Here is a 14731-nt window from a genome sequence, read left to right as displayed (position 1 = left end):
GACGCCGCCGGCGCGCGAGCCGTCCGAGACGACCCGGCCCATTCCCACGTCCGTCGCATGCCAGCACCCCAACGTTTGCGAAAGTGGCCAAAGTGTATGCCAAAGTGTATGTACCCCTGTGCATTTGGCTCTATTGTCGATGTGGCACCTGACGCGGGCGCGACGTGGGCCAAGCCCGCCGCCCGCAGCGCATCTCCCGAGGGGCGCCGTGTTGGTGGCGCAGCCGTCTTCATTAAGAATCTGATCAACTTTTTGCAAACTCTTCGGCGGTGCTGCCGAGCATCGCCGGTATGCCCCGGCCGGCGAGGCGTCGAGTGCCGTCGGGATCGCTACCACGGCATATAGTGAATTACCTCCCGGTATTTCAGGGCCCTGCGCCCCACACGACGCCCGCGGCGATTCCCGGCGCGACGAGTGCAGCAAACCCGCTGGACGGTCGCGGCGATCAACGCCCACACACCGGCCATTGGCATGGTGACCGCCGCCAACGGCAAACATCAAGGCGTACAAGGAGACACGGCACGCTGGGTGCCCGCCCGATCCAGCGGGCGCCGGCGACCCCCAGCAGGTGAGTTAGGATAACTAAGTTGGCATGTCGGGCGGTTTTTGGCATATCGTTTTACGACTTGTCGAGACGGGCACAGGGCCACCGTTCAACGGCGCGCGGGCGAATCCCCTGACCGGATCGTCGCCACGTGGCGAGCCGATGTCGACAAGACCGGCGGGGCCGGGCCCGCAAACCCCCAGGGCGCGGCTCCGGCGGAGCCGTTCATATGCCACGCAGAACATCTGGTGAAGGGTCAGGTGAGGATGGCGCCCAACCGCGTCGGACTATACAACCCCGCATTCGAGCACGACTCGTGCGGGGTTGCCATGGTTGTCGACATGCACGGTCGCCGCAGCCGCGACATCGTGGACAAGGCGATCACCGCGCTGCTCAACCTCGAGCACCGCGGCGCCCAGGGCGCCGAGCCGCACAGCGGTGACGGCGCCGGCATCCTGATCCAGGTTCCCGACGAATTCCTGCGCTGCGTGGTCGACTTCGAGCTGCCGGAGCGGGGCAGCTACGCCACCGGCATCGCGTTCCTGCCGCAGTCGTCCAAGGATGCCGCAGCGGCCTGCGCGGCTGTGGAAAAGATCGTCGAGGCCGAGGGTCTGCAGGTGCTCGGCTGGCGGGAGGTGCCCGTCGACGACTCGTCGCTGGGCGCGCTGTCCCGTGACGCCATGCCCACCTTCCGCCAGCTGTTCATCGCCGGCGCCTCGGGCATGCGCTTGGAGCGGCGGGCCTATGTGGTGCGCAAGCGCGCCGAGCACGAACTCGGCACAAAAGGCCCCGGACAAGATGGACCGGGCCGCGAAACCGTCTATTTCCCAAGCCTTTCCGGCCAGACGTTCGTCTACAAGGGGATGCTGACCACCCCGCAGCTAAAGGCGTTCTACCTCGACCTGCAAGACGAGCGGCTGATCAGCGCGCTGGGCCTGGTGCACTCCCGGTTTTCCACGAACACCTTCCCGTCGTGGCCGCTGGCCCATCCGTACCGGCGGATCGCCCACAACGGCGAGATCAACACCGTCACGGGCAACGAGAACTGGATGCGGGCCCGCGAAGCGTTGATCAAGACCGACATCTTCGGCTCCCACGACGACGTGCACAAGCTGTTCCCGATCTGCACCCGCGGAGGCTCCGACACGGCGCGCTTCGACGAGGTGGTGGAGTTCCTGCACCTGGGCGGGCGCAGCCTGGCTCACGCGGTGCTGATGATGATCCCCGAGGCCTGGGAGCGCCACGAGTCGATGGATCCCGCGCGGCGCGCCTTCTATCAGTACCACGCGTCGCTGATGGAACCCTGGGACGGCCCCGCGTCGATGACGTTCACCGACGGCACCGTGGTGGGCGCGGTGCTCGACCGCAACGGCCTGCGCCCGTCCCGGATTTGGGTCACCGACGACGGCCTGGTTGTGATGGCCTCCGAGGCCGGGGTGCTCGACAGCGACCCGGCGTTTCATCCGTCCAAGGTGATTCGCCGGATGCGGCTGCAGCCGGGCCGGATGTTTTTGGTCGACACCGCGCAGGGCCGCATCGTCTCCGACGAGGAGATCAAGGCCGAACTGGCGGCCCAGCATCCCTATCAAGAGTGGCTGGACAACGGCCTGATCCCCCTCGAGGACCTGCCGCAGGGTAACTACGTGCGGATGCCACACCACCGAGTTGTGTTGCGGCAACTGGTTTTCGGCTACACCTACGAGGAGCTCAACCTGTTGGTGGCGCCGATGGCCCGCAGCGGCGCCGAGCCGATCGGGTCGATGGGCACCGACACCCCGGTCGCGGTGCTCTCGCAGCGTCCCCGGATGCTGTACGACTATTTCCACCAGCTGTTCGCCCAGGTGACAAACCCGCCGCTGGACGCCATCCGCGAAGAGGTGGTGACCAGCCTGCAGGGCACGGTCGGCCCCGAGGGCGACCTGCTCAACCCCGACGAGAATTCCTGCCGCCAGATCGTGCTGAAGCAGCCCATCCTGCGCAACCACGAGCTGGCGAAACTGGTCAATCTCGACCCGGACGCGATAGTCAACGGGCGCCGGCACGGCCTGCGGTCCACGGTGATCCGGTGTCTGTACCCGGTGGCCGACGGCGGCGCGGGCCTGCGCGCCGCGCTGGATGCGGTGCGCGCGCAGGCAGCCGCGGCGATCGCCGAGGGGGCCCGGATCATCATCCTCTCCGACCGCGAGTCCGACGAGCGGCTGGCTCCTATCCCGTCCCTGCTGGCCGTCTCCGCGGTGCACCACCACCTGGTGCGGGAGCGGCTGCGCACCCAAGTCGGACTGGTGGTCGAGTCGGGTGACGCGCGCGAGGTGCACCATATGGCCATGCTGTGCGGCTTCGGCGCGGCGGCGATCAACCCGTACATGGCGTTCGAGTCGATCGAGGACATGCTCGACCGCGGTGTGCTCGAGGGCATCGACCGCGAGCGCGCGCTGCAGAACTACATCAAGGCCGCGTGCAAGGGTGTGCTGAAGGTCATGTCCAAGATGGGCATCTCGACGCTGGCGTCCTACACCGGCGCGCAGCTGTTCCAGGCGGTCGGCATCTCCCAGGAGGTGCTCGACGAATACTTCACCGGCCTTTCCTGCCCCACCGGCGGGATCACGCTCGACGACATCGCCGCCGACGTCGCCGCGCGGCACGCGCTCGCGTTCACCGACCGGCCCGCCGAGCGCGCGCACCGCGAGCTGGAGGTCGGCGGGGAATACCAGTGGCGCCGGGAGGGCGAGTATCACCTGTTCAACCCGGAAACCGTTTTCAAGCTGCAGCACTCCACCCGCACCGGGCAGTATCGGATCTTCAAGGAATACACCCGCCTGGTCGACGACCAGAGTGAGCGGATGGCGTGCCTGCGCGGCCTGCTGAAATTCAAACTCGGTGTGCGCCCACCGGTCCCGCTGGAAGAGGTGGAGCCGGCCAGCGAGATCGTCAAACGCTTCGCGACGGGAGCGATGAGCTATGGCTCGATCTCCGCCGAGGCGCACGAGACGCTGGCCATCGCGATGAATCGGCTGGGCGCCCGCTCGAACTGCGGCGAGGGCGGCGAGCACGCCAGCCGCTATGAGCGCGACGCGAATGGCGACTGGCGCCGCAGCGCGATCAAGCAGGTGGCCTCCGCGCGCTTCGGGGTCACCTCACATTACCTGACGAACTGCACGGACCTGCAGATCAAGATGGCTCAGGGCGCCAAACCCGGTGAGGGCGGCCAGCTTCCGGGCGCAAAGGTGTACCCATGGATCGCTGAGGTGCGCCATTCCACGCCCGGTGTGGGGCTGATCTCACCGCCGCCGCACCACGACATCTACTCCATCGAGGATCTGGCGCAGCTGATCTACGACCTGAAGAACGCCAACCCGGCGGCCAGGATTCACGTCAAGCTGGTCTCGGAGATCGGCGTGGGCACCGTGGCCGCGGGGGTGTCCAAGGCGCACGCCGATGTGGTGCTGATCTCCGGCCACGACGGCGGCACCGGGGCCACCCCGCTGACGTCGATGAAGCATGCCGGGGCGCCGTGGGAGCTGGGCCTGGCCGAAACCCAGCAGACGCTGCTGCTCAACGGGTTACGCGACCGGATCGTGGTTCAGGTTGACGGCCAGCTCAAGACCGGGCGCGACGTGATGATCGCCGCGCTGCTGGGTGCCGAGGAATTCGGCTTCGCGACCGCGCCGCTGGTGGTCTCCGGCTGCGTCATGATGCGGGTGTGCCATTTGGACACCTGCCCTGTGGGGGTCGCCACCCAGAACCCGGTGCTGCGCGAGCGATTCACCGGCAAGCCGGAGTTCGTGGAGAACTTCTTCATGTTCATCGCCGAGGAAGTTCGGGAATACTTGGCGCAGCTAGGGTTCCGCACGCTCAACGAGGCGGTGGGGCAGGTGGGGTCGCTGGACATCAGCGCGGCGCAGGAGCATTGGAAGGCTCACAAGCTGGACCTAAGACCGATACTGCATGAGCCGGAGTCGGCGTTTATGAACCAGGACCTTTACTGCAGCTCCAGCCAGGACCACGGCCTGGACAAGGCGCTGGACCAGCAGCTGATCGTGATGAGCCGCGAGGCGCTGGATTCCGGAACCCCGGTCCGGTTCGCCACCACCATCTCCAACGTCAACCGCGCGGTGGGCACCATGCTCGGTCACGAGGTGACGAAAGCCTATGGGGGCGAGGGCCTGCCGGATGGCACCATCGACATCACCTTCGAGGGGTCCGCGGGCAACAGCTTTGGCGCGTTCGTGCCGAGGGGCATCACGCTTCGGGTCTATGGAGACGCCAACGACTATGTCGGCAAGGGATTGTCGGGGGGACGGATCGTGGTGCGCCCGCCCGACGACGTTCCGGAGGGCTACGTCGCCGAGGACAACATCATCGGCGGCAACGTGATCCTCTTCGGCGCCACCAGCGGGGAGGCCTTCCTGCGGGGTGTGGTCGGCGAGCGGTTCGCGGTGCGCAACTCCGGGGCGCACGCGGTGGTCGAGGGTGTGGGCGATCACGGGTGCGAGTACATGACCGGTGGGCGGGTCGTCATCCTCGGCCGCACCGGCCGTAACTTCGCGGCCGGGATGTCCGGTGGTGTGGCCTACGTCTACGACCCCGACGGCGTGTTCCCGGTGCACCTCAACACCGAGATGGTCGATCTCGACGGCCTTGACGCCGAGGACTTGCAGTGGCTGCACGGCATGATCCAAGCGCACGTCGATGCCACCGATTCCGCGGTGGGGCAGCGCATCCTGGCCGATTGGGCGCACCAGCAGCGGCATTTCGTGAAGGTGATGCCGCGCGACTACAAGCGGGTGCTGCAGGCCATCGCCGAGGCCGAGCGCACCGGAGCCGACGTCGATCAGGCAGTGATGGCGGCGGCGCATGGCTGACCCGAAGGGCTTTCTGAAGTACACACACCGGGAGCTGCCCAGGCGCCGCCCGGTCGAGTTGCGCCTGCGTGACTGGAGGGAAGTATACGAGGACTTCGATCGTGACGTGCTGCAACAGCAGGCAACCCGCTGCATGGATTGTGGTATCCCGTTCTGCCACAACGGATGCCCGTTGGGCAACCTCATCCCGGAGTGGAACGACCTGGTGCGCCGCGGCCGGTGGCGTGACGCGATCGAGCGGTTGCACGCGACCAACAACTTTCCGGACTTCACCGGCCGGCTCTGCCCGGCGCCGTGCGAGCCGGCCTGCGTGCTCGGGATCAACCAGGATCCGGTGACCATCAAGCAGATCGAGCTGGAGATCATCGACAAGGCTTTCGAGGAAGGCTGGGTGCGACCGCTGCCGCCGGACCGCTTGACCGGCAAGAGCGTGGCGATCGTCGGCTCCGGCCCGGCGGGGCTGGCCGCGGCCCAGCAGCTCACCCGCGCAGGACACAGCGTGACCGTGTTCGAACGCGCGGACCGCATCGGCGGCCTGCTGCGCTACGGCATCCCCGAGTTCAAGATGGAAAAGCGCCACCTCGACCGGCGCCTGGAGCAGATGCGGGCCGAAGGCACCCGGTTTTGCGTCAACGTCAACGTCGGGGTGGACATCACCGCCGCGCAGCTGCGTGCCGAGTTCGACGCGGTGCTGCTGGCCGGTGGCGCGACCGCCTGGCGTGAGCTGCCCATCCCGGGCCGCGAGCTGGACGGCATCCATCAGGCGATGGAGTACCTGCCGTGGGCCAATCGGGTGCAGCAGGGTGACGACGTGTTGGGCCCCGACGGCCAGCCGCCGATCACCGCCAAGGGCAAAAAGGTCGTCATCATCGGCGGCGGCGACACCGGGGCCGACTGCCTGGGCACCGCGCACCGGCAGGGCGCCATCCGCGTGCACCAGTTCGAGATCATGCCGCGCCCCCCGGACGCCCGCGCGGACTCCACCCCGTGGCCGACGTATCCGCTGATGTACCGGGTGTCACCGGCGCATGAAGAGGGCGGAGAGCGGGTGTTCTCGGTGAGCACCGAGGAGTTCGTCGGCCGCGACGGGCATGTCACCGCGCTCAAGGCGCACCACGTGCGGATGGACAACGGCGCCTTTGTCAAGGTCGACGGCTCCGATTTCGAGCTGGAGGCCGACCTGGTGTTGCTGGCGATGGGTTTCGTCGGCCCGGAAAGGCAGGGCCTGCTCACCGACCTCGGGGTGCAATTCACCGACCGCGGCACCGTCGCCCGCGACAACGACTTTGCCACCTCGGTGCCGGGTGTGTTCGTCGCCGGTGACATGGGCCGGGGCCAATCGCTGATCGTCTGGGCGATCGCCGAGGGGCGGGCCGCGGCGGCCAGCGTGGACCGCTACCTGATGGGCGGCACCGCGCTACCGGCCCCGATCACGCCGACCACGGTGGCGCTGCGCTGATCGCCACCACCGGGCGAAAACACCGTCCTCAGGTCCCGGCGAGTCGCTTCGCTGTTTGCCAGCGGCATGGGTGTCTAATGGTCGGCGGTGGGCCTGCGATAATGTACCCCAGGGTTCAGGTGAGTGACAGCAGGGGTGATGAACGTGCGCTTCAACCCGATACCTCGGTCGCGGGTGGGACGAATCGCCTGGTCGTGGTTTCGGCACCCGGTGAAAAGCCGCGGCTTCCCGGCCAAGCACGAGCGGCTGGTCACGGCTGAGGAATTGCTTCGCTTCGGCATGTGACCCCGGTAGCCGAGAGGCCCCATGCTTTGCTAAAACGTTATCATCTTGTGACCGATAAATCGCTGGATAGGCGCTCGATAGGCGGATCACCGGTCGTTGGCGCAGATCGTGGGTCAGTGCCGATCAGCCAACCCGGAAGCGGCGATCGCGTCGGCTAGTGGTTCCAGCACCGCCGGATCGTGTGGGGGCGCGATGTAGACGATGCCCAGATCCAGCCCCTCGGCCGCCAGCGCGGCCGCGGCGTCGATGAGCTGCCCGTAATTGCGCTCCGGCCCCAGGAACAGGTGAGCCGACAGGGTGATCTCCTTCGGGTCGCGGCCGATGTCGGCGCAATGGGCGGCCAGGACGTCGCGCTTGCGCGCGAACTCTTCCGGCGGCCCGCCGGGGAAGTTCCAATGTTGGGCATAACGCGCGGTGATCCGCAGCGTGCGTTTTTCGCCGCTGCCGCCGATACAGATCGGCGGGTGTGGACGCTGGGGGCCCTTGGGCTCGTTGCGGGCGGCTTTGAGCCGGTAGTAGGTGCCGTCGAAGTCCGTTGTCTCCCGGCTGAGCAGGCCGATGAGCACCTGACAGGCCTCCTCGAAGCGGTCCATGCGCTCTTTGATGCTGCCCAGCTCGATACCGTAGGCGCCGGACTCCTCCTCGTTCCAGCCGGCGCCGATGCCCAGTTCGAGTCGGCCGCCGGAGATGATGTCGAGGGTGGCGGCCATGTTGGCCAGCACCGCGGGGTGGCGATAGTGAATGCCGGTGACCAAGGTGCCCAGCCGCAGCCGGGTGGTGGCTTGCGCGAGCGCGGTCAGCGTGGTCCAGCCTTCCAGGCAGGGGCCGGTGGGGTCGGAGAATATCGGGTAGAAGTGATCGAAGGTCCACCCGGACTCGAAGAGCTCGATGTCGTCGGCCCGCTTCCATACGGCCAGCATGTCGGCCCAGGTGGTGTGCTGCGGAGACGTTTTGAACGCGAATCGCATGAGGGGACGGTACCGCGAGGCAGCGACGCCCTGATCAGGGGCCACCGTAGATGCTGCTGACCCAGATGTGCACCAGCGTGTCCAGCACCCGAGATTCCGGTATGCAGGGTTGTTCGCAGGCGAATGACGCGAACAACGCCCGCTCGTTCATCAGGTTCAGCGCGGTGGCCAGCTCCTCGGCCGCTACGGTGTGCGGCGCGGCGCCGCGGGCCCGCTCGGCTTCGATGACCGCCGCGGTGTGCGCGATCCATTTCTGCATGAACGTCGACCACAACTGCCGGACCTCAGCATTGGCGTCCCGGGCGGCCCATCCGGCCCGGGTGACACCTTTGTGCGCTCCGAACGTTTGGAAAAAGACGTTGATGCCGGTGCGCCAGATGGTGTCGCGACTGCGGTGCCGAGCCGCGGGGTCCCCGGCGGGATTCGCGATCAAGCGTGCCAGCGCCGCGTCGGCCTCGGTGACCACCCGATCCAGCAGCGTCAGCAGCACCGCCTCCTTGGAGGGGAAGTAAAAGTAAAACGTCGGCCGGGAGATGCCGGCGCCTTTGGCCAAGTCGTCGACCGAGATCTCGGCCAGCGGACGCTCCTCGAGCAGGCGTTCGGCGGTGCCGAGAATCGCCCCTTCGCGATCATCCCCGGAGGGGCGGGCGCCGCGGCGACCGCGGCCGGGGCGGGCGTGGGTGAGAGGAGTGCTCACGAGAGCGAGCGTACCCGGTGTTGACAACGCCGACACCATGTTGACTTACTCGACACCACGTTGATACGGTGAGGCGTCATGAGCGAACACCGCGACGTCGTCATCGTGGGAGCCGGCATTTCCGGTGTCAGCGCGGCCTGGCATCTCCAAGAGCGCTGCCCCGCCAAGAGCTACACCATCCTGGAGAAGCGGGAGAGCATGGGCGGCACCTGGGACCTGTTCCGCTACCCGGGCATCCGGTCGGACTCGGACATGTACACGCTGGGCTTTCGCTTTCGGCCGTGGACCGGCCAGCAGTCGATCGCCGAGGGAAAGCCGATCCTCGAGTACGTCAACGGCACCGCTGCCAGGTATGGCATCGACAAGAACATTCGCTTCAACCACACGGTGACTCGCGCCGACTGGTCGAGTGCGCAGAACCGCTGGACGGTGCACATCGATGCCCACGGCGCAGAACACCGCATCACCTGCAGCTTTCTTTTCTTGTGCAGCGGGTACTACAACTACGAGCGGGGCTACGCGCCCGAGTTCGCCGGGGCGGAGGACTTCACCGGCCCGATCATCCACCCCCAGCACTGGCCCGAGGATCTCGACTATGCCGGCAAGGACATCGTCGTGATCGGCAGCGGCGCAACCGCCGTCACCTTGGTGCCGGCGCTGGCGGACTCCGGCGCCCGGCACGTCACGATGCTGCAGCGCTCGCCGACTTATGTCGTCTCCCAACCGGACCGCGAGCCGTGGGCGAGCTTGTTCAACTGGCTGCCCGAGACCTGGGCCTACACCGCCATCCGATGGAAGAACGTGCTGCGCCAATTGCTGCTGTATCAGGCGTGCCGGAAGCTGCCGCAACGGATGCGCAAGATTTTGATGGATCTGGTCAAACGCCAACTGCCCCCGGGGTATGACGTGGAGACGCACTTCGGCCCGCGCTACAACCCGTGGGATCAGCGGCTGTGCCTGGCGCCCAACGGGGATCTGTTCCGCACCATCCGGCGGGGGCAGACCGAGGTGGTCACCGACACCATCGAGCGCTTCACTCCCGCCGGCATCCGCCTCGCCTCGGGTCGTGAGCTGAGCGCCGACATCATCGTCACCGCAACGGGATTAAATCTGCAGCTCTTCGGCGGAGCAGCCGTGACCGTCGACGGCCAAGCCGTGGACTTGACCCGGACAATGGCCTATAAGGGCATGATGCTCTCCGGGCTGCCGAACATGGCCTACACGGTCGGCTACACCAACGCGTCCTGGACCCTGAAAGCGGATCTGGTGTCAGAGTTTGTGTGTCGTCTGCTGAATTACATGGACGCCAACGGTTTTGACACCGTAGTGCCGGAGCGTCCCGGCCCGGGCGTCGATGAGCGGCCGTTTATGGAGTTCACCCCCGGCTATGTGCTGCGTTCGCTTGACCAGCTGCCCAAGCAGGGTTCGCGCGCCCCGTGGCGGCTGAACCAGAACTACCTGCTTGACTTGCGGCTGATCCGGCGTGGCAAGGTGGCCGACGAGGGCCTGCGATTCACCAAACACCCTGTGGCAGCGCTGATTTAACTCTGGGCGGTCTCGGCGAGGATGGGCTCCCGCGGGCGGGCGAAGGGAAGCGCGGACGCTAACCAATTCCGGCGCCGGGAGCAGCGACGACGACGATGCCGTCGTCGTCGCTGTAGGCGACATCGCCGGGCGTGAATGTCACACCCCCGAAACGGACCGCGGTGTCGCGCTCACCGGCGCCGGTTTTCGCGCTTTTACGGGGATTGGTGCCTAGCGCCTTAACGCCGATGTCGATAGTGCGCAGCGTGGCGGCGTCTCGCACCGCCCCGTGCACAATCAGCCCGGCCCAGCCGTTCGCCCGCCCCAACTCGGCCAGCACGTCGCCGACCAGCGCGGTGCGCAGGGAACCGGCGCCGTCGATCACCAGCACCCGGCCCCGGCCGGGCTCGGAAAGCGCGGATCTCACCAGCGCGTTGTCCTGCAGGCAGCGCACCGTGCTGATCGGTCCGGCGAATTGCGCGCGGCCCCCGAACTGATGGAATTGCAGGTCACAACTGCGGATTCCGGGGCCGATCGCGTCGGCGAGGTCAGCGGTCGACCGAAAGCGTGTCGGGTGCGTCACCGGGCTGCGTCACCGTCTAGGTGAAGCGCCGGCACAGGCGGCGCACCAGCAGCAACGCCAGCACGCTGATGGCGATGGCCACCGCCATCGAAACGGGGAAGCGGTTGGCCGAGCGCAGCGCCGCGCCGGGGGAAACCGGGGTCTCGGGCGCCGGTACGTAAGACGTCGCGGGAGCGGCTGGTGTCGTTGCCCCGGCGCTCAGCTGGTTAGCGGTCGCGGGCCGGGCCGGCGGGGCGGGGGATTCGGCGTCGCGCCCGGCCTCCTTGCCGGGAGGAGCCAGCTGAGCCGGTGGCTTTACCGCCGGCGCCATCTTCGCCGCTGCGCTCGGGGCTTTTTTCGCCGGTGCTTGCTGAGCCTTCTTGGCGGCCTTGCTGGGTTTTGCGGCCTTGACGGCCTTGGTGGCCTTCACGGCCTTGGCCGTCTGCTTTTTCGCCGGTGGCCTCTTCACCGGTTGCCGTGGCGCCTCCTCCGGTGTCGTGGCCTCGTCCGGGCGTGGCGGTGGTGCCGCGTCGGGTTTGCTGTCGGATTGATCCTGCGGGTCTGCCATGCGGGTGCTCCTTTGCAGCTTCTCGTCGCGTACCCAGGCGCGAACACCAGCGATCGACACCTATCATGCCAGCACGGCCCGCCGCGCCGTCCGCTGCCGTCGGGGGCCTACCGGCGCCGTGCGGCCCACAATGCCCCCGCGCCGACGGCCACCAGGGCGCCGGCCATGACCAGCCAGAGGGGCAGCGGCTCGCGGGTATCGGCGCCGGCGGCCGGGGGTCCGGGTGGACCGGAGCCGGGCACGGTAAGCCGGAATGACCACGACCCCGACACCACGTGCCCGTCGGCCGACGCCACCCGGTAGTTCACGGTGTAGGTGCCGACCGGGCCGAGCGGCCGAACGCCGACACTGACGGTGGCGCCCTGCACGTGCGGCTCGCCGGTGGACCACACGTTGCCGTCGGGTCCGACGACCGTCATGGCCGCAAACGTGGTTTGCAACTGCTCATTGAATGTCGCGCTGACCCGTGCCGGACCGGCGGTCAGCGTGGCGTTCTCGGGAGGATCAGCGGAAATCCGGGTGGCGTGGGCCACGGCGACCGGCATGCCGGCCACCGTCAACGCGATCAAAAACAGACCCACCGCCGCCAGGCTCACCCGGGTTTTCATGCGCGGCGCCCGGCGTCGGGCCGAGGCGGCGGGCTGGCTGGCGGAGCATGTTCCACAGTGCTCAGGCCACCCCGAGTCGGGCCATCAGGTCGGCGTCGACGCCATCGAGTTGTTTGGAGATCGCGGAGTGGGCGGCGCGCCGGCGGGTAGCGGGCATACTCTCCGCGGCGGCGATCGCCGCCGACAGGTCGGTGAGCCGCTCCCGCACGGCGGCCACGAACCGTTCGGTCTCGGCGTCGTTCGGCTTCCTGTCTTGCACCGTCCGCAGCGCCTGCTCGGCGCCGGCAACCCGCGCCGACAACCGGGCACCATGCCCGGAGAATCGACCGATCTGGGACAGCGGAACGCCGAGCCGATCGGCGCGATGCTGGTCGATGAGCCCGCGGGCCGCCATGGCCGCCCGGTACGCCACCGGCACCACGATCGGCGCAAGCAGACGAGACACCGTCAATGCCCGCCGGATACGTGTCGGTGACAGCAATTTGCCCTCCCGCGCGGCCTTGAGTTCGGCCTCAGCGGCCCTCAGCGCCGCCCGGTCGCTGTCGCGCTGGGCTTTCAGCTGCGCTTTGAGCGCCTTGGCCTCGGCACGCTGGGCGGCCTTGATGCGGCGCCGCTCGTTTTTCGCCGCCAGCCTGGCCTCCAGCTTGGCACGGGCCTTAAGCGCCCGGGCTTCGGCGCGACGCGTGGCGCGGCTCTTTCGGGTGCGAAACAGGCCCATCCGCGGTGGCCTCCCGGTGTCTGGTGGACGGTGGCGTTAGGTGTGCGCGATTCGAAGCCAACCCTAATCGGCGTGCACCACTCACCGAGGGGCAGGTCAGGTGGACGGATCACACCGCGGGGTTTCATGCCCGGCTGGCCCGCGCGGCCGGCGGGCAGGGTTCCCACGAGAGCGCACGGTCGCCGAGTCAATCGTCTAAATGCTCTTTGCGGCGCAACTCTTCAACCCTTTCGACAATGTCTTGCTGGGCTTCCGAGGACAAGCCAACTATTCGCGAGGCAATGCGGCGAACACCCTCGTCGCGCATCAGGGCCAGCCACGACAGCTCCTTGTCGAGCTTTTCGTAGTATTCGTCGTCGGTGAAATAAGCCGGCTTGATGCGAAAGAAGTTCGCCAAGGCGGCCATCGTGGCCGCCGACGGGTTCGTGCGGTTGCCCGAGCGCAGCTGCGACAGGTAGGGAGCCGACATCGTAATACCCTCCGCCTTGAGCGCGGCGATCACCTCGGCGGAGGTGTGCGGCCCCCGTCCCGGCGGGTACACCGTGTCGAACAGGCGGTTCAGGCGGGCGGCGAATGTCGTGCTCATCGATATGACCTCCACAGGTTGGAAGAGCGGGTAGCTGCCTGCGCGTATTTGCTGATCATGGTAGCGACAGTTGTCTTGACAACCAAGTGCAAACCTGAAGAAACCGGTTCCCGGGAGCCGACGCCTCGCGACAACCCTGGCGAAAGCGTCGCCCGGGCCCGCTGGCGCGTCCACGAACTACGTGCATTTGGAGTCAAATACCCAAAATGCGGCCGGTGGAGCGGATCGTGGTTCCTCGTCACATGCTTGCCTGACACGGTCTGGCCGGAGCCGCCGGCCGCACCCGGGGGGCTCCGGGCAACGAGCCGACGTGGGCAACAGGCCCACAATCTGGTTTGCTGTGGATTCTGGGTGCCGCCGCCGGATGCCCACGCGAGGGTTGGCGGCCGGCCGCCGTGACGCTGACCGGCCGGGGGCGGTGGCGAGAAACAGCCGCGCCAGCGGGATGCTTTCCCTGGGCTTCAGCAACGCGCGTCCGCCCGGCCCGCGTTTACCGCCGGCCGGGCCGTGCGCCGGGCAGCCTGCCACACGCTGCGATTGAGAGTCGGCGAAATTCGGAAATGGCCGCGACCGTCGATCGGCTGGCTGGCCGTTGACGGGCCGCCTGGCTTCGATTGGCTTCGGTTAGGCCGCGAGCAGCATCGCCAGAATCGCGGTGTCCGGATGGCTGATCGGGTCAACGCCAACCCGGCTTACCATAGAGGTAACGGTGCCGTCTGCCTCCGCTTCGACCCAGGCCGCACGGTGCTCCAGCCCCAGATGCGGAAGTCCTGGCAGCAGCACACAACCCGACGCCGCCCCGGTGCATTCCGGCAGCGACGGCGTGGTTTCAGAGGGCGGGTGCAGCATCAGCAGCGCCGGCGGCTGGTGGTCTGCGAAATACCCTGGCGGAATAGCGGACTCACCAACGACCGTGCCTTCGGCAAGCACCAAACCCACCGTCCCGGGCGCGGGCTCGTCCGGCAACTCCTCACGAGCGCCGAATACCGTTGTGGTGGAGAGCAATCCCGGTAGCGATGCGACCCAGACGGCAACCCTCAGCAGCTGCGCCCACTCCTTGGTCGTGTCGGGCCAACGCCCAGAAATCACGAATCCCTTCAAGGTGCCGTGGGAATGGAATGGGGTGACTTCGACAGCCCGGCCTGACCCAGTTTCCATTTCGCGCTCCCTCTTTGCGCTCCCGGATACCTCGATTCGGATTGACACGCCGGTGTGTGTATCAGACGAGACCAGCATGCGCGTGTTGGTGCGGTGGCGCAAGCCGGCACGGCGCGGTGGGCGCCGCCAACGAGCGGGGTGTCACGCGCCTCGCGCGTGACACCCCCAGCCAGGTGCGTTAGCTCTGGTTGC

The 14731-nt window shown here is 67.5% G+C and carries 12 protein-coding genes; 4 read left to right on the top strand and 8 right to left on the bottom strand.

Translation table 11 applies throughout. The features are described from left to right. Nucleotides 1-810 precede the first annotated feature (810 nt). The 3 genes from gltB to MSM1_RS06595 all read left to right on the top strand — a co-directional run bounded on the left by gltB (nt 811) and on the right by MSM1_RS06595 (nt 7150). A complete protein-coding gene (gene gltB / locus MSM1_RS06605; RefSeq protein WP_213440737.1) occupies nt 811-5406 on the top strand; it encodes a glutamate synthase large subunit in 4596 nt (1531 codons plus the stop codon). Beyond that, the gene (locus MSM1_RS06600) at nt 5399-6865 is read left to right on the top strand and encodes a glutamate synthase subunit beta (protein WP_213440736.1); all 1467 of its coding nucleotides are present in this window, start codon (nt 5399-5401) and stop codon (nt 6863-6865) included. The genes gltB and MSM1_RS06600 overlap by 8 nt, the downstream gene beginning before the upstream one ends. 123 nt (nt 6866-6988) lie before the next feature. Further along, on the top strand, nt 6989-7150 hold the full coding sequence (locus MSM1_RS06595; protein ID WP_213441679.1) for a hypothetical protein: 162 nt from the start codon (nt 6989-6991) through the stop codon (nt 7148-7150). 113 nt (nt 7151-7263) lie between these two features. On the opposite strand, the gene MSM1_RS06590 is transcribed toward MSM1_RS06595, so the two are convergent. Continuing rightward, on the bottom strand, nt 7264-8118 hold the full coding sequence (locus MSM1_RS06590) for an LLM class F420-dependent oxidoreductase (RefSeq protein WP_213440735.1): 855 nt from the start codon (nt 8116-8118) through the stop codon (nt 7264-7266). Between the two features lie 34 nt (nt 8119-8152). Continuing rightward, on the bottom strand, nt 8153-8854 hold the full coding sequence (locus tag MSM1_RS06585; protein ID WP_213440734.1) for a TetR/AcrR family transcriptional regulator: 702 nt from the start codon (nt 8852-8854) through the stop codon (nt 8153-8155). Nucleotides 8855-8893: 39 nt separating this feature from the next. Between MSM1_RS06585 and MSM1_RS06580 the strand changes: the two genes are divergently transcribed. Then, nucleotides 8894-10360, top strand: coding sequence for an NAD(P)/FAD-dependent oxidoreductase (locus MSM1_RS06580; protein WP_213440733.1), 1467 nt, complete (start codon nt 8894-8896; stop codon nt 10358-10360). Between the two features lie 58 nt (nt 10361-10418). On the opposite strand, the gene rraA is transcribed toward MSM1_RS06580, so the two are convergent. The 6 genes from rraA to MSM1_RS06550 form a co-directional block, all read right to left on the bottom strand. Further along, nucleotides 10419-10922: a ribonuclease E activity regulator RraA gene (gene rraA, locus MSM1_RS06575; protein WP_213440732.1), complete on the bottom strand. Its 504-nt coding sequence runs from the start codon at nt 10920-10922 to the stop codon at nt 10419-10421. A gap of 16 nt (nt 10923-10938) precedes the next feature. Continuing rightward, nucleotides 10939-11469, bottom strand: a complete 531-nt coding sequence (locus MSM1_RS06570; RefSeq protein WP_213440731.1) for a nucleoid-structuring protein H-NS — start codon at nt 11467-11469, stop codon at nt 10939-10941. Nucleotides 11470-11576: 107 nt separating this feature from the next. Continuing rightward, complete coding sequence (locus MSM1_RS06565) at nt 11577-12014, bottom strand: copper resistance protein CopC (RefSeq protein ID WP_374101695.1); 438 nt, start codon at nt 12012-12014, stop codon at nt 11577-11579. A gap of 124 nt (nt 12015-12138) precedes the next feature. Further along, on the bottom strand, nt 12139-12795 hold the full coding sequence (locus MSM1_RS06560; RefSeq protein WP_213440729.1) for a DUF6474 family protein: 657 nt from the start codon (nt 12793-12795) through the stop codon (nt 12139-12141). Nucleotides 12796-12982: 187 nt separating this feature from the next. Continuing rightward, nucleotides 12983-13381 carry a helix-turn-helix transcriptional regulator gene (locus MSM1_RS06555; RefSeq protein ID WP_213440728.1) on the bottom strand — a complete coding sequence of 133 codons (399 nt, stop codon included), beginning with the start codon at nt 13379-13381 and terminating at the stop codon, nt 12983-12985. Between the two features lie 624 nt (nt 13382-14005). Beyond that, nucleotides 14006-14539 (bottom strand): peptidase, encoded by a 534-nt coding sequence (locus tag MSM1_RS06550; protein ID WP_213440727.1) that lies wholly within the window; start codon nt 14537-14539, stop codon nt 14006-14008. Between the last annotated feature and the right edge of the window lie 192 nt (nt 14540-14731).

The organism is Mycobacterium sp. SM1, assembly GCF_018361265.1.
In the GTDB taxonomy this organism is placed as follows: Bacteria; Actinomycetota; Actinomycetes; order Mycobacteriales; family Mycobacteriaceae; genus Mycobacterium.
This window is presented reverse-complemented; position numbering and strand designations above follow the sequence as displayed.

What these genes read in the sequence shown, in the direction of transcription:
- gltB (WP_213440737.1), top strand. Translation starts at nt 811, where the DNA reads ATGGCGCCCAACCGCGTCGGACTATACAACCCCGCATTCGAGCACGAC.
- MSM1_RS06600 (WP_213440736.1), top strand. Translation starts at nt 5,399, where the DNA reads ATGGCTGACCCGAAGGGCTTTCTGAAGTACACACACCGGGAGCTGCCC.
- MSM1_RS06590 (WP_213440735.1), bottom strand. Translation starts at nt 8,118, where the DNA reads ATGCGATTCGCGTTCAAAACGTCTCCGCAGCACACCACCTGGGCCGAC.
- MSM1_RS06585 (WP_213440734.1), bottom strand. Translation starts at nt 8,854, where the DNA reads ATGGTGTCGGCGTTGTCAACACCGGGTACGCTCGCTCTCGTGAGCACT.
- MSM1_RS06580 (WP_213440733.1), top strand. Translation starts at nt 8,894, where the DNA reads ATGAGCGAACACCGCGACGTCGTCATCGTGGGAGCCGGCATTTCCGGT.
- MSM1_RS06570 (WP_213440731.1), bottom strand. Translation starts at nt 11,469, where the DNA reads ATGGCAGACCCGCAGGATCAATCCGACAGCAAACCCGACGCGGCACCA.
- MSM1_RS06565 (WP_374101695.1), bottom strand. Translation starts at nt 12,014, where the DNA reads ATGCCGGTCGCCGTGGCCCACGCCACCCGGATTTCCGCTGATCCTCCC.
- MSM1_RS06560 (WP_213440729.1), bottom strand. Translation starts at nt 12,795, where the DNA reads ATGGGCCTGTTTCGCACCCGAAAGAGCCGCGCCACGCGTCGCGCCGAA.
- MSM1_RS06555 (WP_213440728.1), bottom strand. Translation starts at nt 13,381, where the DNA reads ATGAGCACGACATTCGCCGCCCGCCTGAACCGCCTGTTCGACACGGTG.
- MSM1_RS06550 (WP_213440727.1), bottom strand. Translation starts at nt 14,539, where the DNA reads ATGGAAACTGGGTCAGGCCGGGCTGTCGAAGTCACCCCATTCCATTCC.